The 25,641-nt window shown below is 46.1% G+C and carries 17 protein-coding genes; 7 read left to right on the forward strand and 10 right to left on the reverse strand.

Annotated features, from left to right (window positions below; all coding sequences use genetic code 11):
- Window positions 1–96 precede the first annotated feature (96 nt).
- Window positions 97–4,023 carry a C25 family cysteine peptidase gene (locus M0Q51_05085; protein ID MCK9399352.1) on the forward strand — a complete coding sequence of 1,309 codons (3,927 nt, stop codon included), beginning with the start codon at window positions 97–99 and terminating at the stop codon, window positions 4,021–4,023.
- A gap of 3 nt (window positions 4,024–4,026) precedes the next feature.
- Window positions 4,027–5,826: a T9SS type A sorting domain-containing protein gene (locus tag M0Q51_05090; protein ID MCK9399353.1), complete on the forward strand. Its 1,800-nt coding sequence runs from the start codon at window positions 4,027–4,029 to the stop codon at window positions 5,824–5,826.
- Window positions 5,827–5,830: 4 nt separating this feature from the next.
- On the opposite strand, the gene M0Q51_05095 is transcribed toward M0Q51_05090, so the two are convergent.
- Window positions 5,831–7,162, reverse strand: a complete 1,332-nt coding sequence (locus tag M0Q51_05095; GenBank protein MCK9399354.1) for a hypothetical protein — start codon at window positions 7,160–7,162, stop codon at window positions 5,831–5,833.
- A gap of 18 nt (window positions 7,163–7,180) precedes the next feature.
- The gene (locus tag M0Q51_05100) at window positions 7,181–8,395 is read right to left on the reverse strand and encodes an outer membrane protein transport protein (protein MCK9399355.1); all 1,215 of its coding nucleotides are present in this window, start codon (window positions 8,393–8,395) and stop codon (window positions 7,181–7,183) included.
- Between the two features lie 404 nt (window positions 8,396–8,799).
- Here M0Q51_05100 and M0Q51_05105 point away from each other — a divergent pair, with 404 nt between their 5' ends.
- Both M0Q51_05105 and M0Q51_05110 read left to right on the forward strand, forming a co-directional pair.
- On the forward strand, window positions 8,800–10,608 hold the full coding sequence (locus tag M0Q51_05105; protein MCK9399356.1) for a T9SS type A sorting domain-containing protein: 1,809 nt from the start codon (window positions 8,800–8,802) through the stop codon (window positions 10,606–10,608).
- A 241-nt stretch (window positions 10,609–10,849) separates the two neighbouring features.
- A complete protein-coding gene (locus M0Q51_05110; GenBank protein MCK9399357.1) occupies window positions 10,850–13,243 on the forward strand; it encodes a S8 family peptidase in 2,394 nt (797 codons plus the stop codon).
- A 48-nt stretch (window positions 13,244–13,291) separates the two neighbouring features.
- Here M0Q51_05110 and M0Q51_05115 read toward each other — a convergent pair whose 3' ends face one another.
- From M0Q51_05115 to M0Q51_05150, 8 genes are all read right to left on the reverse strand, one after another.
- Window positions 13,292–14,512, reverse strand: a complete 1,221-nt coding sequence (locus M0Q51_05115; GenBank protein MCK9399358.1) for a peptidoglycan DD-metalloendopeptidase family protein — start codon at window positions 14,510–14,512, stop codon at window positions 13,292–13,294.
- Window position 14,513: 1 nt separating this feature from the next.
- Window positions 14,514–15,332 carry a DUF4292 domain-containing protein gene (locus tag M0Q51_05120; GenBank protein ID MCK9399359.1) on the reverse strand — a complete coding sequence of 273 codons (819 nt, stop codon included), beginning with the start codon at window positions 15,330–15,332 and terminating at the stop codon, window positions 14,514–14,516.
- Window positions 15,325–17,085 carry a tetratricopeptide repeat protein gene (locus tag M0Q51_05125; GenBank protein MCK9399360.1) on the reverse strand — a complete coding sequence of 587 codons (1,761 nt, stop codon included), beginning with the start codon at window positions 17,083–17,085 and terminating at the stop codon, window positions 15,325–15,327. The genes M0Q51_05120 and M0Q51_05125 overlap by 8 nt, the downstream gene beginning before the upstream one ends.
- 32 nt (window positions 17,086–17,117) lie before the next feature.
- The gene (gene dut, locus M0Q51_05130) at window positions 17,118–17,552 is read right to left on the reverse strand and encodes a dUTP diphosphatase (GenBank protein ID MCK9399361.1); all 435 of its coding nucleotides are present in this window, start codon (window positions 17,550–17,552) and stop codon (window positions 17,118–17,120) included.
- A 130-nt stretch (window positions 17,553–17,682) separates the two neighbouring features.
- Window positions 17,683–19,173 (reverse strand): oligosaccharide flippase family protein, encoded by a 1,491-nt coding sequence (locus tag M0Q51_05135; GenBank protein ID MCK9399362.1) that lies wholly within the window; start codon window positions 19,171–19,173, stop codon window positions 17,683–17,685.
- Window positions 19,174–19,302: 129 nt separating this feature from the next.
- A complete protein-coding gene (locus tag M0Q51_05140; GenBank protein ID MCK9399363.1) occupies window positions 19,303–20,277 on the reverse strand; it encodes a hypothetical protein in 975 nt (324 codons plus the stop codon).
- Between the two features lie 81 nt (window positions 20,278–20,358).
- Complete coding sequence (locus M0Q51_05145; protein ID MCK9399364.1) at window positions 20,359–20,715, reverse strand: four helix bundle protein; 357 nt, start codon at window positions 20,713–20,715, stop codon at window positions 20,359–20,361.
- A 178-nt stretch (window positions 20,716–20,893) separates the two neighbouring features.
- Entirely contained in the window at window positions 20,894–21,901 is a 1,008-nt protein-coding gene (locus M0Q51_05150; GenBank protein MCK9399365.1) for a hypothetical protein, read from the reverse strand.
- A 184-nt stretch (window positions 21,902–22,085) separates the two neighbouring features.
- On the opposite strand from M0Q51_05150, the gene M0Q51_05155 reads away from it, so the two are divergent.
- From M0Q51_05155 to M0Q51_05165, 3 genes are all read left to right on the forward strand, one after another.
- Window positions 22,086–23,027 (forward strand): class I SAM-dependent methyltransferase, encoded by a 942-nt coding sequence (locus tag M0Q51_05155; protein MCK9399366.1) that lies wholly within the window; start codon window positions 22,086–22,088, stop codon window positions 23,025–23,027.
- Window positions 23,028–23,031: 4 nt separating this feature from the next.
- Window positions 23,032–23,565 (forward strand): isoprenylcysteine carboxylmethyltransferase family protein, encoded by a 534-nt coding sequence (locus M0Q51_05160; protein MCK9399367.1) that lies wholly within the window; start codon window positions 23,032–23,034, stop codon window positions 23,563–23,565.
- A gap of 125 nt (window positions 23,566–23,690) precedes the next feature.
- Window positions 23,691–25,517 (forward strand): T9SS type A sorting domain-containing protein, encoded by a 1,827-nt coding sequence (locus tag M0Q51_05165; GenBank protein ID MCK9399368.1) that lies wholly within the window; start codon window positions 23,691–23,693, stop codon window positions 25,515–25,517.
- The last annotated feature ends 124 nt before the right edge of the window (window positions 25,518–25,641 follow it).

Here is a 25,641-nt window from a genome sequence, read left to right on the forward strand (position 1 = left end):
ATTACATTTGGGGGGATTTTTCTGATTAAGAAAGAATTAACACCTTTAAAGAGGATATTTGCTTAACTTTGTCCTTCTACTTTAATGCATTAACTTATGAAAAATTTTACTACGCTTCTTATTTCTTTGTTTATTGTTTTTCAATCTTTTGCAACTGACTGGACCGGCATTCGGTCGGAACAGCCCAAACCTGGACAAAAACAACTTATTTCTTCCAACATCGATCAAAGTATTATCCGTTTTTCATTGGACGGGTTTCTCAAATCTGAAGTGAATACCCCAATGGGACAGGCCATGGTTATAGGCCTGGAAGGAGCAACCCAGCTCCTTCAGAAAGGGGCGCCTGACCTTCCGAAAATGACCGCTTCTGTTATCATCCCCGACTTAGCCGGGATGCAAATCGAAGTTCTGGATGCGGCTTACCGTGATTTTGAAAATATCCTGGTTGCCCCTTCAAAAGGTAACCTGACCCGTGATATCGACCCTTCTACAATACATTATGAATTCGGCAAAGAATACACGACAGATGCCTTTTTCCCAGGAAACATAGCAGGTTTAAGGGAGCCTTATATCGTTAGGGATTATCGCGGGCAAACGGTTATCGTTTATCCTTTCCAGTATAACCCGGTTTCAAGGACGCTGCGAGTTTACACCGATATAACCGTGAAAATCAGCCGGATTAACGATCTGGGACAAAATTCGCTTGTCCGCATTGTACCCTTTGAGGATGTCGATGGCCAGTTTGACCAGATCTATCAGCGCCATTTCCTGAACCCTGTCGACAATGATTCAAGGTATACGCCGGTGCCGGAATTCGGGAATATGCTGATCATCTCCTTTGGCGCATTCATGGATGCCATGCAGCCGTTTGTGGACTGGAAAAAACAGGAAGGTTACCCGGTTGAGATCGTGGATGTGGGAACCATCGGAAATTCTACCGCTATTAAAAGCTTTATTGCCAATTATTATAATACTAAAGGATTGACCTTTGTGCTGCTGGTCGGCGATGCAGCGCAGGTACCGACTTCTTCGACCTCTGCCGGCGATTCTGATAACAATTACGCCTACATCGTTGGAAACGACCATTATCCCGACCTCTTTGTCGGCAGGTTTTCCGCGGAAAATATTGCCCAGGTGGAGACCCAGGTGCAACGTACGCTGGATTATGAGCGGAATCCGGTTATCAGCACTGACTGGTTTTCAATTTCCACGGGCATTGGCTCTGACCAGGGCCCGGGTGATGACAATGAGTTTGACTACCAGCACATCCGCAATATCCAGAATAATAAGCTGATCCCTTTCACCTACACTTATGCCAACGAATTATTTGACGGCAGCCAGGGCGGAAATGATGAAGGCGGAAATCCGACACCGTCGACAGTTGCAACAGCGGTCAATGCAGGTACCGGCATCATTAATTACACAGGCCATGGCAGTGATATTTCATGGGGAACTACCGGCTTTTCCGTCAGCGATGTCAATAACCTTGTCAACGATAATCTTCTTCCTTTCATTTGGTCGGTAGCTTGTGTCAATGGGAATTTTGTGAACGGGACCTGTTTTGCCGAAGCCTGGCTCAGGGCGACGCATAACGGGCAACCTACCGGCGCCGTGGCTTTCCTGGGTGCCACCATCAACCAGTCATGGGACCCGCCGATGGTTGGACAGGATGAAATGAATGATATCATGGTTGAAACATACCCCGGAAACATCAACCGGACTTTCGGGGCACTGTCTATGCATGGTTGCATGCAGATGAACGATGAATTTGGCAGCGGTGGTAATGAAATGACCGACACCTGGGTTTGCTTTGGCGATCCCAGCGTGATGGTCCGCACAACCATGCCGGAAAACCTCACTGCAACACACGACCCGGTGCTCTTCATCGGGGCCACCCAGCTTACTGTAATCTGCGACGCTGAAGGAGCCCGCATTACATTGAGTATGGACGGTGCCAAATTAAGCACTGCTGTGATCCAGGGAGGTTCAGCTATCCTTGAGTTTGCCCAGTTGAATGACATCGGCACGGCTACACTCACCATTACAACTTTCAACCATATCCCCTATATTGCAGATATTGATGTAATTCCGGCCAACGGGCCCTACGTTGTTATGGATTCCTATGACATCGCCGATGTTGAGGGTAACAATAACGGCCTGCCCGATTACAATGAGTCTATTGACCTTTCGGTGGGATTAGAAAATGTGGGTATTGTAGATGCAAACAATGTGATGGTTACTCTTACCTGTTCTGATCCGTATATTATTATCACCGATTATAGCGAGCTTTACCCTGTCATACCGGCCGGCCAGACCATCTCGGTTGAAAATGGTTTTGCCTTTTCGATCGCAAGCGATGTGCCTGACCAGCATCCCGTTACTTTTAACCTTAGTGCCAGTAATGGCGCCAATACCTGGGAGAGTGTGTTTATCATTAAAGTAAATGCGCCAATCCTGCATATTAATTATATCACTATCAACGATACTGAAGTGGGTAACGGCGACGGCGAACTGGATCCAGGCGAAAGGGCAGACCTGACAATCGATTACAGCAACACCGGGCATGCTACTGCTTACGATGTCGGTGTTTACCTCGAAGGACAGTCAGGATTCGTCGAACTGACCGATCCCCTGCAGAACTTTTCTTCCATCGGGTTCTTCGGTGTTTTCAATAAAACTTATGCCGTTATCGTGGATGAACTGGCTCCCGAAGGAATTAAGGTCGATTTCGTCAATGAACTGACTATGGGAGATCTCTTGCAGGACAAGGTTTTCCCATTGAAAATCAGTGCAAATGTCGAAGATTTTGAAACGGGCGATTTCTCCAAGTTCAACTGGCAATCTGGCGGGAATTTACCGTGGCAGATCGTTAACCTCTATCCTTATGAAGGTTATTACAGCGTTCGTTCCGGTGCCATTACGCATAACCAGACCTCCGAAATCTCTTTAACTTATAACGTGATGACTGCCGACAGCATTGTCTTCTACCGCAAGGTCTCTTCAGAGTCGTCTGATCTCCTGAAATTTTACATTAATAACCAGTTGATCGAAGATTGGTCGGGGACTACCGGTGGATGGAAGCGTGAAGCTTTTGCTGTTGGTGCCGGCAACAAAACTTTTAAATGGGTTTATGAGAAAAACTCTTTGGGCAGCACAGGATCCGACTGCGCCTGGCTGGATTATATCGTATTGCCCTCACCTATGGTTTTAACCATCTGGGCAGGGCCTGATGATGATGTTTGCACCGGGGAATCCTATCAGTTGGACGAGTCTTATGGAACCGATTATAACCAGGTTCAATGGACCAGTTCCGGCACAGGTAATTTCGATGACAACACGAACATGCACCCACTGTACAATCCCAGCAGCGATGACATTAACAGCGGTGAAGTCATGCTGACCCTTACACTTTGGGATGACACAGAAAACATGGTAGCTGATGAGATGCTTCTCGGGTTTACAGATGTCCCTGCAGTGCCCGATATTCCGCAGGGGCCTGATTATGTTGATTTAGCTTTAATCCAGATCTCGGAATATTCAGTCAATCTGCTGGAAGAATCGGAAAATTATAACTGGTACCTCGAACCGGCCGGCGCCGGGATGGTCATTGCCGACCAGAACAATGCAACCGTTAGCTGGGACAGTACTTTTATGGGAACTGCATACATTTCCGTGGCCGGGACTAATGAATGCGGCGAAGGTGGCCTTTCAGAAGCCTTTGAAGTTACTGTGGATAATTCCCTCGTAAGTATCAATACACCCAACGCAGTAAATCCGGGTCTTGTCATCTATCCAAATCCATCATCCGGTGTGATTAACCTGGATGTAAGCGGGCCTCATGCTGACAACATGAAGATAGGCATATACAACCTTCTTGGTTCTTCGGTGTTGATCCGCGATGGAATTCACATGGGAGACCGGCAGGTACTTACCCTTGATTTATCAAGCTTACCAAATGGAATTTACATTTTAACCTTAATTGGAGATAATTACAGCCAGACCCGGAAGCTGATCATCCAATAGAAGATGCTCAGATTATCAAATATATTATGCTTTCTTTTAATTTGTATTTTCCCTTCGCTGGGACAAGTCAAAGTTATTGATGCTTCCAGGCTTACGGATAAATATCCATACCGGTTTTACCCTGATGTAGAAGGAAAAGTAGTTATTGATGAAGGATATTTTAATTACTTATCCTCAGAAGAAAATAAAGACGACATAACCGTTTTCCCGCAATGGCCGGTTGCCAGGGCCGGGAGCAACGAAAGAGGCGGGGTTTATGGAAATCTCGACGATGATCCCGAACTGGAACTGGTTTACCCGGTTGGTGCAGCATTATATGCTTTCAATATTGACGCATCCAATGTCACTGGCTGGCCACAGATACTGGATTATCCTACCGACGGGGCTCCGGCTTTCGGCGATATTGACGGGGATGGCGTTGGCGAAATTGTCGTGTCTACTCACGAGATTGCAACTTTTTCCTCTGGCACCATCTATGCCTTTGAGATTAATGGCACGAATGTTTCAGGATTTCCGGTCACCACGGTAGGTGGTGGGGTCCGGACACCTGTCCTGGCCGATCTTGATGGGGATGACGCCCTGGAGATCATCATTGCGGTAAGGGACTGGCCCGAAGGGTTCATCTATGTTTACCGCGGTGACGGGACAGTTTTTCCCGACTGGCCGCAACGGATGGATTATGTCCCTGGTTCAACTGTCGCTGTGGGTGATATCAACGGTGATGAAATCCCCGAGATCATCGCCGAGTCATATTACAGCCTGCATGCTTTTAAAACAGATGGCACCCTGCTGCCAGGATTCCCCTATTTACCGGACACAACAGGCACCAGGGTGTTTTCCTACTCCACCCCTGTCCTGGCAGACCTGGATGGAGATGGTAACCGGGAGATCGTCTGCGGCGATCACTCTATCACGGATGGCACCGGCGCGGTCCATGTGGTGAAAAATGATGGCACCTCATTGGAAGCCTGGCCCAAATTAACCGGTAGCTGGATCTACGGACCTCCATCTATCGGTGATATCAATGACGACGGCTCTCTCGACATTGCAGTGGGGGACCAGACGCTGTCGGCTACACCGGTGAATAAAGTCTATGCCTGGACCGCCATAACCGGGAATCCCCTGCCAGGTTTTCCCATCACTGATATTTTTGCCGTAAACAGCCAGATCATCCTGGCAGATATCGATGGGGATCATGAGATCGAACTGATGTTCGACGATAATACTTCAGACGGAAAATACCCAGGTTATAACCATGATGGGACTATAATGGAAGGTTGGCCACTTATTGTCAATGGCAGCACTTTCTTTATTAATCCTCTCGTTGCCAATATTAACCGTGATGGAATTATGGCAATTTCCGGCGGAGGAACCGACCAGGGAAGCGGCAACACCAATCTTTACCTATGGAATGCCAATGTCGAATATAACGCTGATCTGGCTGTTTTGCCAATTCTTCAATATAATACACGCCATAACGGGGTTTTTGGAGATTACCTGATGGTGGGGACGCCGGAAGTCCCTGGAAAGGTAAAAGAAGGATGGAAAATCTTCCCCAATCCTGCAACAAACAGCATTACACTTAATCCACCTGATTTCGGAGGAAATTCAAGCCTTCCTGAATACCTGCAGATTGGAATTTATTCTTCTTCAGGAATAAAAATATGCAGTCAAAAATACAGCATGGCAGGCGGAGGATTACATTTCGACCTGACCGGATATCCTTCGGGTATCTATTGGCTTATCATCAAAAGCGATTCCCGGTTTGAAGAACTGTTTAAGTTCCTCATCATCTCCCGGTAGGATTTTACGGAAGCGTAACCCCGGGATAATCGCTCACGATTACCTGCGGGATTTTTGCACCAAAGGTTGTATTGATCGCATCAATGAAATAATAAGCAATTACTGCACTTCCCACCGGTGTGGGATTAAGACCGTCTGTAGAATAGAAATTGCCGGTAGCGAAGCCGGGGCTGATCTTGACATTATCGAAAACCAGTCCTCCGTTGACATCTTTCATGATCTTATTCATATCCACAAGCGCAATATCTTTTCCGCTGATCAGTTGGTCTATCTGCACATTATAATTATCAACAGCCTGCTTTATACTGGCGATTTCCGTTTCATCCAGGATGTAAGATGAAGGAACCGGTTTCTGGCTGCCCCATCCTGCACATTTCAGAGAATCCTGGGGCATGGAGAGAAGAACGAACTCAGTACTTTTAATCTGACGCATTCCCCAGGGCAATGAAGCATCCTGGATCACAATCGGGTTTTGACCGGGGATAAAATGCAGGGTATCGCTCGATCCAAGGCTTTTTATTAGCTGATTCAAGCCGGCATAGGCTCCATTCAGCAAATCTGCGGTTGCCTGGTCAATTGCCAGCACATTATATGGGATAGTATGGAAGAAAGCCGCATCGGTGATATCCGGCACATTGGCAACAGCGCCTTTAGCACCGTTTGCTGTCAGCACATCCAGAGTCGCCTGGATGGAGCCGGTAAAAATTTCCACCGTAGTGATCGGATCAACACCGCCACTTATGGCATTGGAAAGGACATCGTAACTCCCCAGCCAAAGGGTGAAAAATGTGGCATTGACAGCAGGTATCTCTCCAATAATAGTAGATCCGGCAGATGAGGCAAACCTTCCATAATACGGATGTAATGTTGCCATACCAACCACTCCCATGTAAAAGCTTTTCAATCCGGGCAGGCCAATATTATTGTAAGGGCCATTGGCGGCAATTGAAGCGAAATTCGCCATGTCAACCTGCACATCGGCATAACCTGGCAAAAGAGAGATAGCGCCTTTGCAATCCTCGCGGAATCCCATTTCCAATTTAGGTTCGGGCACACCGGTCGATAGTCCGAAGCCGTATTCGTCAACCATCAGTGGTTGTTTGAATGAGCCACCGCCGACAAAACTGAACTGCCCGGCAAGGATGTTCGGGTAGGAATTTTCTTGTCCTGATATATAAAGCGAGCCATCTGCAAATCCTGCAGTCCATGAATCACCAACCGCAATATAACGGCTGAAATCGGCATTTCCTTTGGAAGGGGAGAACTCATCAATATTGGGCTTGCATGATGCAAGCAATATTAAAGGTATGATATAAAGCAAATTTCTTTTTTTCATCTTGATGAATGTTAAAAGTTAAAAGCGATAGCTGAGCCCTATCCCGGGAATGAAAGTCATGGTCTTGTAGGTACCTCCGAAATTATCGGGTTCATAGGTCTTATCGGCTTGCAGCCCGTGCAGCTCAAGATACGACAGGTCGATTTCAAGTCCTTTCACCGGTGTAATGGTTGCACCGAGTGTGAAAGCGATGGTGTTCAGGGTTACTGTTTCCGGGGTGAAATATTTCTCGTTCGCCGGAGAGGGGTCATAATAAACTCCTGCCCTGAATGTGAATATGTCGTTCAGCTTGTACTGGCCACCCAGGCGGGTGATCCAGCTGTTCTTGTATTCCCTGGGATTTTGTGTGTTCAGTAAATCGCCACTCTGTTCAAATTCAAAATCCAGGGATTTGTAGGTATTCCACATGACCCAGTTCACTTCTGCCGCAAGTAGAAACTTATCATTGATCTGATAGGCAAGGCCGAAGTCAAGGTTTGCCGGCAGAGGCAGTTCAGCGTTGAATTTGTTGGTTGCAGGAACAGATGTCGAAAGGGCTGATGGAACCGTAAAAGTCGCATCTCCGCCTTCAAGCTTCATCATGATCTGCGAACGGTAATCGATCCCGATGCTTAGCTTTTCTATAGGTTTGTAGAAAACCCCGGCATTGAAGCCAAAATTGGTGGCTTTGCCTTTGAGATTAGCTTTCGAAGTTTCGCTGTAAGGCAATGCCTTGTTCAGCTCGACATTGCCGATAGCATAGACAAAACCTGCGCCTATACCGAATTTTCCCTTGTACTGGTAAGCAACTGTCGGCTGGATATAGATCGCACTGATTTTAACATCCCGGATCAGGTAACGTCCTGCCCAGTCTTCATTCCATTTGGCGGAGCTTCCAAATGGTGTATAAACGCCAATACCCACCGCTATCTTGTCCTTGATCTTGATTGAAAAATAACCGAAAAACGGTGTCCCGAGCGGGTTTTCCGTGCGCGCCTGGTAATTAGTGGCTTCTTTCTGAAAGATGTGGTTGCTTATGATGCCGCTGGCCCCGACTGAAATACTGTATTTCCCGTCATAAAGGGCCAGGGATCCCGGATTATAGAAGATAGAGCTGGCATCAAAAGCAAACGGCGTTCCGATGAGCCCGATGCCCGTCTGCTTATGTCCCTGCAAACGGACCTGGTAACCCCCACCGAGAAGGGTAACCGAACATAGGCAGAACATGAGGAATAGGAATAATTTGTTCTTCATAGGTAGGTTTTTAAGTTTGAAATGGGGTGCAAGTTAAATATTAATTCGTTGCAAAAATATATAGGGAAATTATAGTTGGGCAGATGGACAGTTGGCAGTTGGACAGACAATAATCAATGACCCTTCATTGTAGAGAGGGTGTATCAAAAGTCCGTTCATTTCCTTTTCAGATTGATATTTCAGGGCTTACGAACGGGATGTATATTGTGCGGTTGATATTTGATAATGGCGAAACCGCTTCAGAGAAGTTTTTAAAAATTTCGAAATAAATGCATACCAGGATTAAGTTTCTCGCAGATTTTCGCAGATTTGGATGTAGATTAGCGCAGAAGTTCTGCGTAAATCAGCGTATTCATCTGCATTGATCTGCGAGAAATTTTTCTTATCTTTAAAGAAAAAAAACTATGAAAAGTCCAGGCCATTTGATTTTCATTTCTGTCTGCCTTATCATTTTTACAGGCAATTTCATTTCTCAAACGCATTCCTCCGTCACAGCACAAACCCTTTCTTACATCGAATCGTCTTCCGGCCTTGCAAATCCCGAATGGGAAGGCGGGCGGACGGAGCTGGAATTCGCCGATATCAATGCTGATGGTCTGTTGGATATCATCACGATCGGCGACCATGGCAGTCCCTTTATCAATACAGAAGAGCATGGCATCATGGTATATTACGGGGATGGTGCGGGAAACTGGAGTGTCCAGATGACCGGGGATTTCGGATATGGAGGGATCGCAGCCGGTGATGTCAATAATGACGGCTTCCTGGATGTGGGTTATGCCATGCATCATAATTATTCCTCCACGGATTTCGGCGATCAGCTCATTGAAGTAGCTCTGGGGGATGGTACCGGAATAAACTGGACACCCTGGGACGATGGCTTGGCCACCAATGGCGAAGACTATGGCATGTTTGCCACCGATTTTGCCGATGTGGATAACGATGGCGACCTCGACCTCGGAAGCATTTCTTTCGGCTGCTGCGCCGGTATTCATGTTTACCTGAATAATTCAGATGGTACCTGGACCCAGAGTTTCGGCGTACTTGACGGGAATTCCGACATGATTTTCCAGTTTGGAGATATTAATAACGATGGTTTTATAGATTTTATCGCCGGCTACGAAAACGGAACGGTTTATTTTGGCGACGGAACGGGAGACTTTATCCTGAAAGATCTCAATCTCCCTTCGGGAGGATTGATGGGCCGGTTAGGCCCTTCCCTGGGAGATATTGAAAACGACGGAGGAATGGACCTTGCCTTTGCAAACAACAATGGCGGATTGCATGTTTATATCTTTGACGATTGGGACCAATTATGGCAGGATTTTTCAGGGGATCTTCCCTCCACCGGGCCCTTTGAACACACCCAGCTGGCCGATATGAACATGGATGGTTTCATTGATTTGGCCGCCTATGGCGAAGGAACATTCCAGGTTTTCCTCGGCGACGGCAACGGCAACTGGACTGCTGATGCTACCTTCACCACCGGCGACCCGGGATATTCCCAGGCATTCCGTGTTGGCGGAGATGTGGACCACAACGGAAGGCCGGATATCGTCCTGCTCGAGGAAGAGGAATTAAGCTGGTTTACCTATCAGAACTATCTCCGCTGTTACCGGGAAAGTTCGGTCCCCATTCTGCTTGACATTAAGCCGGTATACCCCCGCGGGTGGGAGAGGTTCAGGCCGAATTCCGTCCGCTTTATCGACTGGATCAGCACAGTCCCGGGAAATGAGCCTGCTACTGTCAAACTGGAATATTCCACCATAGGATCCAATGGACCAATGACTTTGATTGCTGACGGACTGCCCAACAGCGGCAGGTACCAGTGGATTGTGCCCCAGGAAAATTCAGTAACTTGTTACATCCGTTACACAATAACTTCCGGTACTTCAACCTATTCAAGTACTACGTCGAGGGCATTTATGATCCTTGACGGGGGAATAGGGATCGATGAACCGAAGCCGGAGAGCATGGGAATTAGTGTTTATCCCAATCCGGCGGGTAGGCAGTTGACAGTTGACAGTTGGCAGTCGGCAGTCAAGATGGTGATAACTGATCTTTTCGGACGCAGGATTAAAGAATGTGCTAACATCTCTTCATTTCCTTTCCTGCTCGATATCTCTGACCTTCAGCCAGGAATGTATATTTTGCGTGCAATAAACAAAGATGGGGAATCCGGTTCGGCGAAGTTTCTGAAAATTTCACTGTAAATCTTAACGAGTTGTTGGTTCTCGCAGATTTCCGCAGATGCTATCCAAATAAACGCAAAAGATTTGCATAAATCAGCGTTTTTATCTGCGTTGATCTGCGAGAAACTTTTCATTTTTTGTTCCCCCCATCAATACTTCCCTGCTTCCATGTTTCCCCGCCTCCCTGCTTTCCCGCTTCCCCGCTTCTGAAAACATTTTTCCCAATTAATTGTTACTTTTGCATTCCCATAATCACAACGTTATGAAAAAAATCTTTACTCTCATCGCAATCATCCTGTTAATCCCGTTTCTCATCTCGCAGAAGCCACCGCGCAATGGCGACAAGCCTTATGTCGAAGGGCAGATCATGATAAAATTGCGTTCTGATCTTCCCCAACGCCAACAGCAGATGCTCCAGGAGGTTCTGGCCGATTTTAAATCTGTAAATCTGGATATGGTCGAAAAGCTATCAGGAAGACTGAATATTTTTCTTCTCCGTTATAATCCGGGTGTTACTGATGACGACCGGTTACTTAAAGAAATCAAGGTCCATCCTGATGTGGAACTGGCCCAGTTCAACCACTATATCCAGCAAAGGGAACTTATTCCTTCCGACGAGTTTTTCGGCCTTCAATGGAATATGCATAATACCGGCCAGACCGGGGGAACGAATGATGCCGACATTGACGGTCCCGAAGCATGGGATCTTGGCAATTCGGGCGTAACAGCCACCGGCGATACGATCATAGTTGCCATCGTGGATGACGGCTTCGATATCGACCATGAAGATATCAGTTACTGGAAGAATTACCACGATATTCCCGGAAACGGTATCGATGATGATACCAACGGTTATATCGATGATTACAATGGATGGAACTCCTGGACCAATTCCGGGGAAATCATTGAAAGGGATCATGGCACCCATGTTACCGGTATTGCCGCGGCCCAGGGCAACAATTCAAAAGGTGTCACCGGGGTGAACCTGCATGTGAAAGTAATGCCGGTGGTGGGCTCGGCTTCGGTCGAGTCGATCGTGGTGGCAGGTTATGCCTATATCCTCGAAATGAGGACTTTGTATAATGAGACCGGCGGGGAAAAGGGCGCATTTATCGTATCCACGAATGCTTCTTTCGGGGTGGATAACGGCCAGCCGGAAGATTTTCCCATCTGGGGAGCGATGTATGATTCTTTAGGGATGCAGGGTATTCTGAGCGCCGGGGCAACCGCCAATGCAAACGTGAATATCGATGTAGTTGGTGATATTCCTACTGCTTTCCCCAGTGACTTCCTGATTACTGTCACTAACACCGATAATGATGATGTAAAAAGCAGCTTTGCTGCCTATGGCCCCACTACTATCGACCTGGGCGCTCCGGGCACGCAGATATACTCTACCCGTCAATCGAATGCTTACGGTTATAAGACCGGCACTTCCATGGCTTCGCCGCATGTCGCCGGTGCCATTGCATATATGTTTTCAGTGGCCAGTGAAGAATTCATGACAGCTTACCATAATGATCCTGCAGGCATGGCCCTATTGATCAAGCAGTATATCCTGGATGGCGTCGATCCTCTTCCTTCCCTGGATGGAATCACCGTCACAGGTGGAAGGTTGAATATTTATAAAGCGGCTTTATATGTCTCTGAAGTAGCAGTTAATATCAGTGCCGATCAGGAGACAATCTGCCTGGGCGAAAGTGTGCAGCTAACATCTTACGTCATTGGCAGTCCAGGCCCTTTTACTTACACGTGGACCTCCGATCCGGCGGGGTTTACCTCCAGTGAGGCCAACGTCACTGTCATCCCGGATGTTACCACCACTTATTTTCTTGAGGTTTTCGATGGGTCCGTCACAGTTGAGGACCAGATCACCATACAGGTTAATCCTTTGCCGAGCGTTGATATCGGAGCCGATACTTCGATCTGCCAGGGTGAAAGCCTCGTGATATCAGCCGGAGAAGGGTTTGCATCATACCTGTGGAATACGGGTGAAACGACCATATCGATAGAAACGGCCGTCCAGGGTGAATACTGGGTAGAAGTTACCAATGAGTTCGGTTGCACCGCTACAGATGCCCTAATCCTCGTTGTAGTGCAGATGCCGGAAAAACCTGTTATCTCTTCCGGTCCGGCTTCAGTTGATAACTATATTGCCACTTCTTCAACCTTTAGCTGTGCAGAAGTTCCAAATGCTATATCTTACCAATGGTTTGTCGCCCCAGCGGAAGCCGGCACCACTTCCAGCACCGGTACAGACGGTGAATTTGCCTGGACAATTGGTTATACAGGCTCTGTTTTGATAACTGTCGTGGGTATAAATGACTGTTGGAACAGTGAATTTTCGGATGCTTTTGCAACTGAGATTTATTCCTCGGCGGGTGTGAATGAAAATGCCGGAAACAGGCAGCTCATCCTCTATCCTAATCCGGCGAAGGAAGGTTTAAGTTTTAAGGTTTCAGGTTTAAGTTCGGGTAAGGATTATTCGTTTGGTATTTTTGATGCAACAGGAAAGCAAATTCAAGAGATCAAAGTACCAAGTGGACAACATGAATTGCGGTTAAATGTTGAATTATATCAGCCTGGGGTTTATATCGCAATTTTAAAAGGGGACGAACAAATCATTGAAAGCAGCAGATTTGTTATAGCGAAATAGAAAATTAAAAAAGTCCCGAACTCAAAATTCAAAATTTAAAATTTAAAATTATCTCGCGAGCCATTCCTCCGGGTTCAGCAGCGTCTTCGACTGCCATACCTCGAAGTGCAGTTCTGTTTTCGAATCAACCTTGTTGGTGAAAATCTTGCCGATCTTTTGTTTGGTGGTCACTTTTTCACCGATTTTTACATAAACCTGGTCGAGGTTGGAATAGACTGACAGGAACTCGCCATGGCGGATAATGACCACATTGTTGTTATTAGGCACATTCATTACGCGGGTGACCACACCGCTGAAAATTGCCCTGGCCTCCGCTCCTTCTTCCGTCAGCATATCGACACCATTATTGCGGGTCGTGACATTTTTAAGCACCGGGTGCGGGTGCTCACCGAAAGTGCTGGAAATAATGCCCTGCTCAAGCGGCCATGGCAATGAGCCCCGGTTGTTCTGAAAATTATCGGATAATATCTTTTCCTCCGGCGTCAGGGCAAACAGACCGGTCTTTTGAATCGGGGCGCCGTATTTATTGGCACGCTCATTAGCCAGCCGGATTTCTTCAGCGATAATATCCTGGATCGCCTGCTGCAGTTTGCGCGCTGCGGCCTCTTTTTCTTTCAGGGTTTTCTGCAGTTCCTTCTCCTTTTTCGACAACGTCTTTACCGATTTGTTCTTTTCTTCCCGCTCACGGGTGAGCTGTTGCCGCTGTTGCTCTTCCCCTGTTAATAAAGTATTCTTCCGGTCCCTGATCGAGGCGAGGTCTTCCATCTTGATCTCCAACCTTTTCTGCTTGATCTGGATAAGTAAAGCCTGCTGCTTCCGGTATTCGTTATATTGCTGGAAATATTTGAGACGCTGGTAAGCCTGGTTGAAATCCTCTGATGCGAAAATGAAAATCAACCGGTCGTAAAGGTTTTTGTTTTTATAGGCATAATAGATCATCTTCGCGTATTCATCCTTCAGGGCCTTCAGGTCTTTTTCAAGCAGGTTGATGCTGTCCTGCGCCTGTGCCATCTGGTATTCCACTAACTGGACTTCATTGTTGATCGTACTGATCAATTCTTCACGCTTGCCGATCTTCTTATTTAAAATCACCACCTCATTCAGGGAATTCTGCCGTGTCTGGCGTGTTTGCTCCAGGAGACGGTTAGTGTATTCGATCTCTTCCTCTACCTTTTTTTTATCCTGCTCCAGTTTTGCACGGTCCTGCTGGGAGAATGCACCGAAACCGGTCAACACTAATAAAAGCAGAATAATGGTGATTCTTCTCATTTTACCGGATCCTCTTATAATTCCCCGGAATAGAAAAAGGAAAGGTCATGGGTTCATCCAGGGTAACCTTGCTGTAATTGATCTTAATTTTAATCAAATTTTCCCCCTGGATATCAAATTTGAGTGCAGAAGGGTAAAACTGGTTTTCCAGACCCACGAAATCACTGTAATTCGCCGAAAGTTTACGGTTGTCTTTGATGTATTCTTTTACATCAACCTTTTTTATCTTGAATGATTCAGGGTCAAGCCAGATGTTCTGAAGAAGGACGATCGGGTCGGTATTGGTTTCTTCGGCTTCTTTCCTGATCTTCCGGCGTCCGGTGGTAGAAAGTTTATAATTCAGGTTGTCGATGGAAGCCCGGAACGAGTTGGTCTCATAAAACTGGAAATCATTACCCAGTAATAACGACTGGAGGATATCGAAATCTATGTGGATTTGCAAAAAGCGGCTCACCAGGGCGTAATCCCCGAGAAAATACTCCTTGTTAAACCGGTTAACGTATTTGACCGAGTCGGTAGTGATGATCATACGGAACATTTCAATCCCCAAAGCCGGGGTGATGGAAACCCAGATCAGGCTGTCTTTTCTGACCCTGACCTGGCCTTTGAAACTGGATGAATTCCTTTTCTCGGTGTAACTCGCATCGAATTTCGCAGAAACCCAATCGAAACGGAGTTCATTATCTTTCAGCCTGCTGTAAAGATATTCGGGGCCCTCCTCTTTCAATGGCGCTCTCATCAAGGGCCTGGTGGATTTGCAGGACGACATGAGGAGGATTGCTGACCCCAGCAGTAGTATTGCGGTAAACAGTCTATTCATAATATGTTTTTCCCTGGATTTTCTTTTGGAGGAACTCCGATCCTTCACCAGCCTTCCCGGCCTTTTCCCAATATTTGACCGCATCTTTTTTATTGCCAAGTTTCCACATGACGTCACCATAATGCTCCAGCACAACGGCACTTTCTTCACCGGTCTGTATTGCTTTTTCGATCCATTCCTTTGCCTCTTCGTACCGGCCAAGTCTAAACAATACCCAGCCATAAGTATCCTGGTTGGAGCCGTTACCGGGATCAAGCTCCACTGCTTTTTTCGCCATTTGCTCTGCTTTGTCCAGGTCAACATTCCGCAGTGAGAGGTAATAAGCATAATTATTCAGTACCAACGCATTGGATGGCTCGATCTTCAATGCCTTTTCATAAGCCTCGTCGGAATGCTGGTGGTCTTTCAGCTGGAAATACGTATCACCGAGATAAGAATAAAATTGGGCCAGCATTTTATCGTTACCTACTACGAAATTTACCCCGTTTTTAAAATATTTGACTGCCGCTTCAAAATCCTTCAACTGAAAGTTTGCCGCCCCGGCAAAAAGATAAAGCATTGGCTGTTCCGGAAAAAGTTCCAGCGCCCTTTTGCTTTCAGAAACAATTGCCTGGTTATCATTTAACTCCGATTCAACATACAATAACTGCTCCCAGACAAGATATTTCGTGCTGTCAAGGCTGATCACTTTCAGGAACGCCTCGTGCGCTTCTGCATACCTTTTATCCTGGACCAGAAAATCGGCATAAATGGAATGGGATTTTGGATTATCCGGGTGGGCTTTTATCAGGATGGCGGCAAGCTCAAATGCCTCGTCCTTATAAGAATTATAAATTTCAGTGACAGAATAATAGGCTAACAGGATGCTCACCTTGGAGTCGATATCAAGGCTTGGATTGGCAAAACCAGCCTTCAGGTACTCGAAGGATTTGACCTTATCACCTTTTTTCCGGTAATAATCGGATAAAGAAATGTTGATGTATGGGTTTTCGGGATCGATCCTAAGGATTTCGTTATAAATTGCCAGCGCCTGGTCATCCATTCCGCTGGTCATGTAAAGCTCGGCCAGCATTTCCAGGTATCGCGGTTCATCGGGGAATGCCCCGGAAAGCTTCTGGATTTCTTCGATAGCCTTGTCGGGTTTGCCCATCATGATGTAGATCTTTTCTTTCTGAATGGAGACATCTTCATTGATACCCAGTTTCTGTTCCAGGATATCATAGGATTTTACCGCATTCTTGTAATCATTATCATAGATGTAGTTCAACGCCTGATCCTGATAATACTCGATATTGCCGGGCTCAGCCATAAGAAGCTGATTGATGATAACACCTGCATCTTTGTATTTTCCCTGGACCTGGTAAAGCTGAATAAGCAACATCTTAAACCACTTATTTGACGGGTCCAATGCAACGGCTTTTTCAGCAAGCGGGGTCGCTTCAGCTATGTTTCCCTGTTCAGCGTAAATACTGGCCAGTTCGCACATGGCGGCTGCATCGGCAGGTTCCTGGTCAAGGCTCTTTTTGAAAAGCTCGATGGCTTTATCATAATTCTCCAATATCTTTTGTTTGGAAGCCTCGTAGTAGGTTTCGCGGTTTTTCGGAAAGTTACCGGTACCCGCAAGATTATCCTGGCCAAACACCTTTCCTGATAAAGACTGTAGGACGGTAAGAAATATTAAGACAGTAAGAAAAGGTAAGACTGTAGGAAAAGGTAAGACTGTAAGAGTTCTATTTGCTAAGTTTTTTAACATTGATTCATAAATTTAAAGGAAATTCTCTGTAATCATTTGGTCCCGGTGTGCCCAAATCCTCCCACCCCTCGCCCTGATTCCTTCAGTTCCTCAACCTGGATCCATTCAGCTCTTTCATGGCGGGCGATGATCATTTGAGCGACCCTTTCACCATCTTCTATAACGACTGAATCCTGGGAAAGGTTTATCACGATCAATTTTATTTCACCGCGGTAATCGGCATCGATGGTTCCGGGGGCATTGACAAGGGAGATGCCTTTTTTCAGGGCCATCCCGCTGCGTGGACGAACCTGTGCTTCAAAGCCGACAGGCAGTTCGATGAACAGGCCGGTAGGAATTAACGTCCGTTCCAGTGGTTTTAGTGTAACCGGGTGATCGAGGCTGGCGCGAAGGTCCATCCCTGCCGAAGCGCCGGTTTCATAAGATGGCAAGGGGTGCTTTGAAAGGTTGACGATCTTGATATTCACTGTGATAGATTTGCAACGGGCTGCAAAGGTAGAAAGTTTCTCGCAGATGAGCGCAGATTTTTCCGCTGATTAACGCAGAAAATAATGCTGACAAATCTGCGTGTTGATCTGCGAAAATCTGCGAGAAACCTCAAAAAGCAAGCTTAAAATCCTTTCTCTCCCTGAAAAAGACAATAATCAGAAATATCATCATCAGGATGCTATTGATCCCCAGTGAAAGCCATCTCTGATCAAAAGGCAGGAAGTAGCTGACCAGGAACAATCCCAGAGCGATCAGGGTATAAAACCCGATCCTTCCTATTTGGTATTTGATCCGGTAATATTTCTGGCCCCATATGAAGGAAAGGATGACCATCACTACGTAGGCTGAAAGATGACCCCAGGCGGCGCCAAGGTAACTGAAGTGCGGTACGAGAAGCACGTTCATGAGGATCGTAACCGCAGCTCCCGAAAGGCCGATATATGCGCCGAAACGGGTCATGTCGTTTAACTTGTACCAGATCGAAAGATTATAAGTGATGCCCAGCAGCAGGTTAGCCATCAGGACGATAGGCAGGACATACAAACCTTCCCAGTAACGTGGCCCGATAAAATACTTTACCACATCGACAAACAGAGTAACTCCGAGGAAGAGGAACAGGCCGAACAGGATGAAATATTTCATCACATCGGCATAGACCTGCTTGGCATTTTTTTCCTTAACCTGAGCGAAAAAGAAAGGCTCTGCTGCATAGCGGAACATCTGTATAAAAAGGGTCATCAATACTGAAAGTTTGTAAACCGCCCCGTATATCCCAAGCTGGCCCATGGCGTAGTTCTCCGGGTTTGGCACACCGGCCGGCACGATCAGGAGGTATTTGAAGATGATCTTATCGGCTACTTCGTTCACCATCCCGGCCATGCCAACGATCAGAAGCGGGAAAGTATAGACAAGCATCCGGCGTAACATAGCCCAATCAACCTTAAACCGGATACTGAAGATGTCAGGAAGTAATAAGATCAGGGTAATGGCGCTTGAAATCAGGTTTGCGATAAAGGCATACCCTACCCCGATTGTAGGATCGTAAACGGCTTTGACCCATGAATCCGGGTTGTGGCCGAGCATCCGCGGGGCAAGCCATAGGAAGAAAAAATTCAGGCCGATATTGACCAGTACGTTTATTATCTTGATGACGGAAAACCTCAGCGCCTTGTTCTTATGTCGCAGGTGGGCAAAAGGAATGGCTGTGAAGGCATCCAGGGCGATGATCAGGGAAAACCAAATGATATATTCTTTGTGGTCGGTGTAATGAATGGCCCCTGCTATTGGCTGGGCAAAAATCAGTATTAACAAGACGAAGAGGAAAGAGGTGAGGAGGACACTAAAAAGTGATGCTGAGAAAACTTTTTTCGGGTCAAGTTCCTTTTCGGCAAAACGGAAATAAGTTGTTTCCATGCCGTAGGTCAGCAACACCAGCAGGAAAGCCATGTAGGCGTAAAGCTCCGTGATGATGCCATATTGCCCTTCAATGAAAACGCGTGTATAAAAAGGGGTGAGCAGGAAATAATTCATCAACCGCGGAACGATGGTTCCCATCCCGTAGACGAGTGTCTGCCCTGCCAGTTTCTTCAGAGGGTTCAATGTTGGCGGATTGATGGGGGTAAAGATAGAAAAAAGTTGACAGTTGACATTTGGCAGTTGACAGTTGACAGGAAAAAGTCGGTAGTCAGCAGCCAATTTTTAAAATAATTCATTTCCAAATTTCAATTTTCAATTTTCAAATATTTTCATCCAATCTTCCTTAACTTTCTTCAGCAGCCCAACATCCAGCCCATGCTCTATCCCGTTTTTTTCACAATAATCTATTAAAGCAAACGTGTCGAGGTTGCCGACAAGGTGGTCATCGGCCATGGGGCAACCGCCGAAGCCGCCGGTGACGGTATCGAAGCGGCGCACGCCTGCTTTCCAGGCGGCGTCGATCTTATCATACTCCTCGCCCGGCCTGCTATGCAGGTGAATGCCGAACTCCACCTCCGGAAATGTTTTTATAAGCCTGGAATACACTCGGGTGATCGTTTCCGGAGTGACTTTACCAAGGATATCCGACAATGGGATTACCCTGTGCCCGAATTCATACAAATACCCGGTCCATTCCTCAACGATGCCCGGGTCCCACTTGTCGCCGTAAGGATTGCCAAAAGCCATCGTCAGGCAAACGATCAGTCGTTTCCGGTGCAGTTCGCAGATCTCCATCAGATCAAGAATCGTCCCCTTGGCCCGGTCAACATCCGAATTGAGGTTTCTCTTCAAAAATGATGGTGAAACCGAAAACGGATAAAGAATATCATCCACGCCATCAGTTCGCAGTTCGCGGTTCCCAGTTCCCGGTTCGCGGTCGGCGGTCAGCGGTCGGCAGTCGGCACAAAACTGCTCTAAGCTCTTTGCTCTATGCACTCCTCCACTTTGAACATTGATCTTTGAACTTTGAACTGCCTCATTGCCCCCGCGTTTGTTCCCCACCAAAACCATGATCCTTGATTTGCTTCCGGAAACATCGAGACCTTTCAGCACTTCGGCTGTGTCAGCCATCTGAGGGATAGCCTGGTCGGAGACGAAACTGCCAACTTCTACGGTGTCGAAACCAGCCTGCAGTAAAAGGTTGATAATCCTAATCTTTTCCTGGGTTGGAATGAAGTTTGAAATGCCCTGGAGGGCGTCACGGGGAGTTTCGATTATTTTAATCACGGGAATATTTGTTTTGTTGTTAAGTGTTTAAAGTGATTTAGTTAGGTTTTGAGTGTTAAGTGTTGAGTTTTAAGTTGGGGATTATTCTTTAAGATTTTGTTGGGATGTCTTGACAATTTTTGTAAGCATATTTATGACTTCTGTTACTTCGGTGATCAAATCATTATAAGTGATCCCATTGATAAAGTTACTTGCTTGTAAAAGCCTTAACCAATATCGTGCTTCTCTGGCTTCTTTTGAAGTGATCGACATTTTAGCAATGAAGTCTTTCTTACTTAATGCTGCTGAAGCTTCTTCAATGTTCGCTCCAATACTGGTGGAACTACGCAACAATTGCCTGGAAATCACATATTCCTTTCGATTTATCAATTCCTTGTAAAGACCCAGAATATTCAAAGCAAACAGGAAAGTCTTTCCCCCAACAATACTGTTTTTCATAGTACAGGTTTTTATACCTGTTAATCTGAAAATTGAAGAAATATACCCGCCCTGTTAATAAAATTCCCCAACTTAAAACTCAACACTTAACACTCAAAACTTAACTTCAAACAACCTAACTTATTAACCATTAACTAACTAACTTCAACTTTACCCTTTGCCCTTTGCCCTTTGAACTTCATTTCATGTGCTTCGGTATCCTCCCACTCCTTATCGTCTCAGATCTCAGCTTCCTTCCGACAATTCGCTCCACCATTTTCCCGGTTTCAAGTATCCTGTCGATATCCAGCCCGGTGTCGATGCCCATTTCATCCATCATCACCACCATATCTTCCGTAGAAACGAGCCCGACGATTTGGGGGTCTTTGTAATAATAATCGCCGGTACCGCTCACCGGGACTCCATCCACGAAGTTAGCCGGCTGTCCGCCGATCCCGCCCATGGTCGATTCATAATTGGTCATCCCGGCCTGGAGTGCGGCGAGCACGTTGGCGAGGCCCCAGCCACGTGTGGTGTGGAAATGGACGATGTGCTTGTCAGGGTTGCCGAAGGCATCGAGCAGCATCGAATAATAGCGATAAACCCTGTCGGGTGAGGCGGATCCGTCGTGGTCGGCATGCTCTACATCGGTTGCACCGATATCAAACCAGCGTTTGGCGAACTCAATGGCTTTCTTCATATCCGTCGGGCCTTCAATGGGGCAGCCCCAGATTGTACTGACCGTTCCGTTCACTTTGAGGCCGGCATCTCGCGCCATCGGGATATATTTTTCGCACATTTTAAAGTATTCTTCAATCGACAGGCCTGAGTTAGTCCTGTGGTGCGATTCACTCGTGGATACCATCATCAGGATACGGTCAGGGCCATAACCATCCTTACGTGCCTGGATAGCCCGTTCAATGGCCTTTTCCCGGATCGTGATGGTTGTAAGCTTGACTTTGTCAAGCAGATGTGCAACCTTCTTGCTGCTCCTGAGATTCTTCATCAGCTCGTCGGCGTCCTGGAACTGCGGCATTCCTTTCGGGTTGCCGTAATTGGTCACCTCGATGTGTTTGAAGCCACAAAGCAGTAATTCTTCCGCCAGCCAGAGCTTCGCCTCCGTCGGGATGAATTTTTCTTCATGCTGAAAACCGTCACGTACGGTAATATCTCCGATCGTTACTTTTTTGGGGTAATTCAGTTTCATATTGATATAAATTCAGTTAGCTAATGAATATTTCATTCAGGGTTCTAAAATAATGAAAATATTGATTTAAATAAAAGTAACGTATGTTGCTGATGATAGAGGATTGAATATGCGATATTTATATTAGAGATAATAATGTCAGGCTTGTGAGTGAATCCATAAGATTCATAAATTTGAACAATGAATGCCGGAATATAAAGCGCTTAATAAATTTGAAGTGATGGCTATCACCCATGAAAATTGCCCTCTTTGCGGAGCTGATAATATATCGGCCTTTCTGAAGGCAACTGATCATCTTGTAACCCATGAACCATTTAATATTTTCAAATGCCTTTCCTGTGGTTTTGTCTTCACGCAAGATATTCCCACATCTGTTGAAATCGGAAGATATTACCAGAGCCGGGATTACATCTCCCACTCCGACACCCGTAAAGGATTGACGAACAAACTTTACCACCTGGGAAGAACGTTTATGCTGAAGAAAAAACATGGGATGATAAAGCGGGTCGCAAAAGGAAGGAACCTGCTGGATATTGGCTGCGGGACAGGATATTTTCCGGCGTTTATGAATCGAAAAGGTTATAAAGTTGCCGGTATAGAAGCAGATCCAAAAGCCAGGGCTTTTGCGCAGAAAGAGTTTGGTATTCCGGTATATTCTCCTGAGGATTTCATTAATCATAAGTTTGAAGGCAAATTTGATGTGATCACATTGTGGCACGTGCTGGAACATGTGCACGATTTCAATCTCTATTTCAAGCTGATGCTCAAACATTTAGAAGATTGCGGTTCGCTGGTGATTGCGCTGCCCAACTGCAGCGCTTATGATGCACGGCATTACAAGGAATTCTGGGCAGGTTATGATGTACCCAGGCATTTGTGGCATTTTACCCCCTCGACCTTAAAAATCCTTGCGGAAAAGCACGGCCTGAAGTTGAATAGAATGAAGCGCCTCATGCTGGACCCGTTTTATAATTCGATGCTTAGCGAGAAATATAAGAGCAACCGGTCTTATATGATTTCCGGGGTTGTGATAGGAAAGCTGGCATATTTGGAAAGTCTTTTTAATATTCAGCAATCGAGTTCGGTGGTTTATTTTCTAACAGGGTTGGAAACCCTAAAATCTTAACAAAATGACGGCTGATCAACTTCTTATCTTATTAGCCGGAACCATCATGATCATCCTGTTTTCCTGGTTTGTTTCTATCCGGGAGCGCCGGTATCACGGCATTCCACGATTTTTTGCTTTTGAAGGATTACTTGTGTTCGCATTGCTGAACTCATCCGTCTGGTTCAAAGATCCATTGTCAATTCCTCAAATAGTTGCATGGCTGCTGTTCATCTTTTCGATTTATTATGCTTTTACAGCCTTCCGTTTATTTCATCGCCATGGGAAACCCGGCAGGAATTTCGAAAATACAACACAGCTGGTCACCACCGGACTTTATCATTATGTCCGCCACCCTATGTATGGTTCCCTCCTCTTCCTGGGATGGGGAATGTTCCTGAAATCGATGACATGGCAGACTATAGTTTTAATTGTGATCATCTCCGTTGCCTTATATATCACCTGTAAAGTTGAAGAGAAAGAAATGCTGAAGAAATTCGGGGATGAATATGAAACATATCTTACTAAAACGAAAATGTTTATTCCTTATATTTATTAATCAAATTTGATTTTACCCACTTATTATTGCAAATAGTAACCTTAAAACTGAAAATCTCTGCGTAATTTTTATATATTTGAGTAAATAATTGTAATTACTTTAATTAACATTCTAAAACTATACGTATGAAAAAGCTTCAATTTACGATTCTGGCCTGTGCTATTACATTTTCCGCGTTTGCGCAGCCAAAGTTTGCACAGATTACCGGCCCTGAAAAGGATCATCGTGTCAGACAGGAACAGGTGCGACCAGATCAGGTAAGTCTGTATGCCGGTGAAAGTGTGATTGGCCAGAAGCAATTTGATAATTCCATTATCGGGACCACCTGGTACGACCTCCAGTCATACACAAACGTGATGCAGCGGATCTGGGCATATCCTGACGGGACTGTCGGTGCCACCTGGATGTGTGCTGGTGAAAATCTTGTTCCTGAGAGGGGTGCAGGCTATAATTATTTTGACGGAAACGAATGGGGGGACATACCAAATCTGCATGTAGGCCCGTCTGACCGTATGGGCTGGCCCAGCTATGCCCCATGGGGCCCGAACGGGGAAATTATTGCATTATACCGGTATGTCGTTGGATCAGGTTCTATTAAATTTTACAAGAGGGAAAACAAAGGCCAGGGAGATTGGATAGAAACCACGCTAAATCCACCTGCAGGCATTTCCCTCGTATGGCACTCCATGATGACAAGCGGCGAGAACCATGAATACATCCAGCTTCTGGCCTATACTTATGATATTGAATATCAAGGCCAGACCAATGCCCTGCTTTACTACAGGTCTTCCGACGGAGCACAAACCTGGGAAGTCGATGGTGAAGTGATCGATGGATCGGGATCTGATTATTTTCCGACCATCCATTCATTGACCTATTCCTGGGCAAATCCCGTTGGAGAAACGATCGCATTTACCCTGGGATTTGACGAATGGGGCGGACGGGTTTTTAAATCGTACGATAACGGGGATACCTGGGAATTTATCCAGGTCATGGAAACCACGCTCGATCCTTTCAATATCCCCACCGACAGTGAGGTGACCCCATGCGGAAGTGGAACTTCTTCCTGTGTCCTGGATTCACAAGGTAATGTCCATATCGTATTCCCCCGGATGGCTAAGGTTTATACCGGTGGTATACTTTATTATTATCCGTTCACCGACGGGCTTATATACTGGAATGAGTCGATGCCGGTGATAGACACCACACTCATAAGTTCCTATACCCTTGATTTTCTTGACGCTGCCGGCAACCTGTGCGGCTGGGTAATGACCACACAACCTTCCTATACCATTCCTGAAGGGCAGCCTAATTATTCTAATGCCATGTGTGCCTATCCCCAGCTTTCAATTGATTCCGATGACAATATTTTTGTTGCGTCCAGCACCCTGGCTCCGGATTATACCAACGGTGAATTCTTTTACCGTCATATCATCGCCAATAGCTCCTTCGACCTGGGAAACAGCTGGGAAGGGCAGATTGACCTGAATGAGGATATACAGTACATTTTTTCCGAATGTGCCTACCCGGAAATGGCTCCGGTGATCGGCGATTATGTTCATGTTGTATTCCAGGAAGATCCTTTCCCGGGTATTGCCGAATGGCTTACCAACCACGACAAGGTACAGAACAATATGATGCACATGACTATTGATAAGGATGTTTTTGTCGGCTTGAAGGAACCGGCCGAAGCTTTGCCTTTTGAATTGTCCATCTATCCAAACCCCGTCGCCACAGTCGCGTTTCTGAATTTGACCCTGAAAAAGGCCGGTGATGTCTCGATAAAATTGCTGAACCAGGTCGGACAGAGCATTTATAGCAATGATCCGGGAAGATATGATGAAGGGCGGCACTTCATCCGGCTGGATGTTTCAGAACTGCCGGCAGGCATTTATTACTGCGTGGTGAAATGTAGCGGACAGCAGACGACAGAGAAGGTTGTAATAATGTAGTGTCACGTCACAATTAATATGACGTAATCAAAAAAAATTGTATCTTAGCCAAAAAAAGGCTATGAACACTTACAAAGTTACTCTTACACAGGAAGAACGAGATCAATTGACCGAAATTACCCGA

Source organism: Bacteroidales bacterium, from assembly GCA_023229505.1.
Lineage (GTDB): Bacteria > Bacteroidota > Bacteroidia > Bacteroidales > JAGOPY01 > JAGOPY01.

Coding starts and splice junctions, on each gene's coding strand:
- M0Q51_05110 (MCK9399357.1), top strand. CDS start 10,850: ATGAAAAAAATCTTTACTCTCATCGCAATCATCCTGTTAATCCCGTTT.
- M0Q51_05120 (MCK9399359.1), bottom strand. CDS start 15,332: ATGAATAGACTGTTTACCGCAATACTACTGCTGGGGTCAGCAATCCTC.
- M0Q51_05125 (MCK9399360.1), bottom strand. CDS start 17,085: ATGTTAAAAAACTTAGCAAATAGAACTCTTACAGTCTTACCTTTTCCT.
- M0Q51_05160 (MCK9399367.1), top strand. CDS start 23,032: ATGACGGCTGATCAACTTCTTATCTTATTAGCCGGAACCATCATGATC.
- M0Q51_05115 (MCK9399358.1), bottom strand. CDS start 14,512: ATGAGAAGAATCACCATTATTCTGCTTTTATTAGTGTTGACCGGTTTC.
- M0Q51_05165 (MCK9399368.1), top strand. CDS start 23,691: ATGAAAAAGCTTCAATTTACGATTCTGGCCTGTGCTATTACATTTTCC.
- M0Q51_05095 (MCK9399354.1), bottom strand. CDS start 7,162: ATGAAAAAAAGAAATTTGCTTTATATCATACCTTTAATATTGCTTGCA.
- M0Q51_05155 (MCK9399366.1), top strand. CDS start 22,086: ATGCCGGAATATAAAGCGCTTAATAAATTTGAAGTGATGGCTATCACC.
- M0Q51_05150 (MCK9399365.1), bottom strand. CDS start 21,901: ATGAAACTGAATTACCCCAAAAAAGTAACGATCGGAGATATTACCGTA.
- M0Q51_05145 (MCK9399364.1), bottom strand. CDS start 20,715: ATGAAAAACAGTATTGTTGGGGGAAAGACTTTCCTGTTTGCTTTGAAT.
- M0Q51_05105 (MCK9399356.1), top strand. CDS start 8,800: ATGAAAAGTCCAGGCCATTTGATTTTCATTTCTGTCTGCCTTATCATT.
- M0Q51_05085 (MCK9399352.1), top strand. CDS start 97: ATGAAAAATTTTACTACGCTTCTTATTTCTTTGTTTATTGTTTTTCAA.
- M0Q51_05090 (MCK9399353.1), top strand. CDS start 4,027: ATGCTCAGATTATCAAATATATTATGCTTTCTTTTAATTTGTATTTTC.
- M0Q51_05100 (MCK9399355.1), bottom strand. CDS start 8,395: ATGAAGAACAAATTATTCCTATTCCTCATGTTCTGCCTATGTTCGGTT.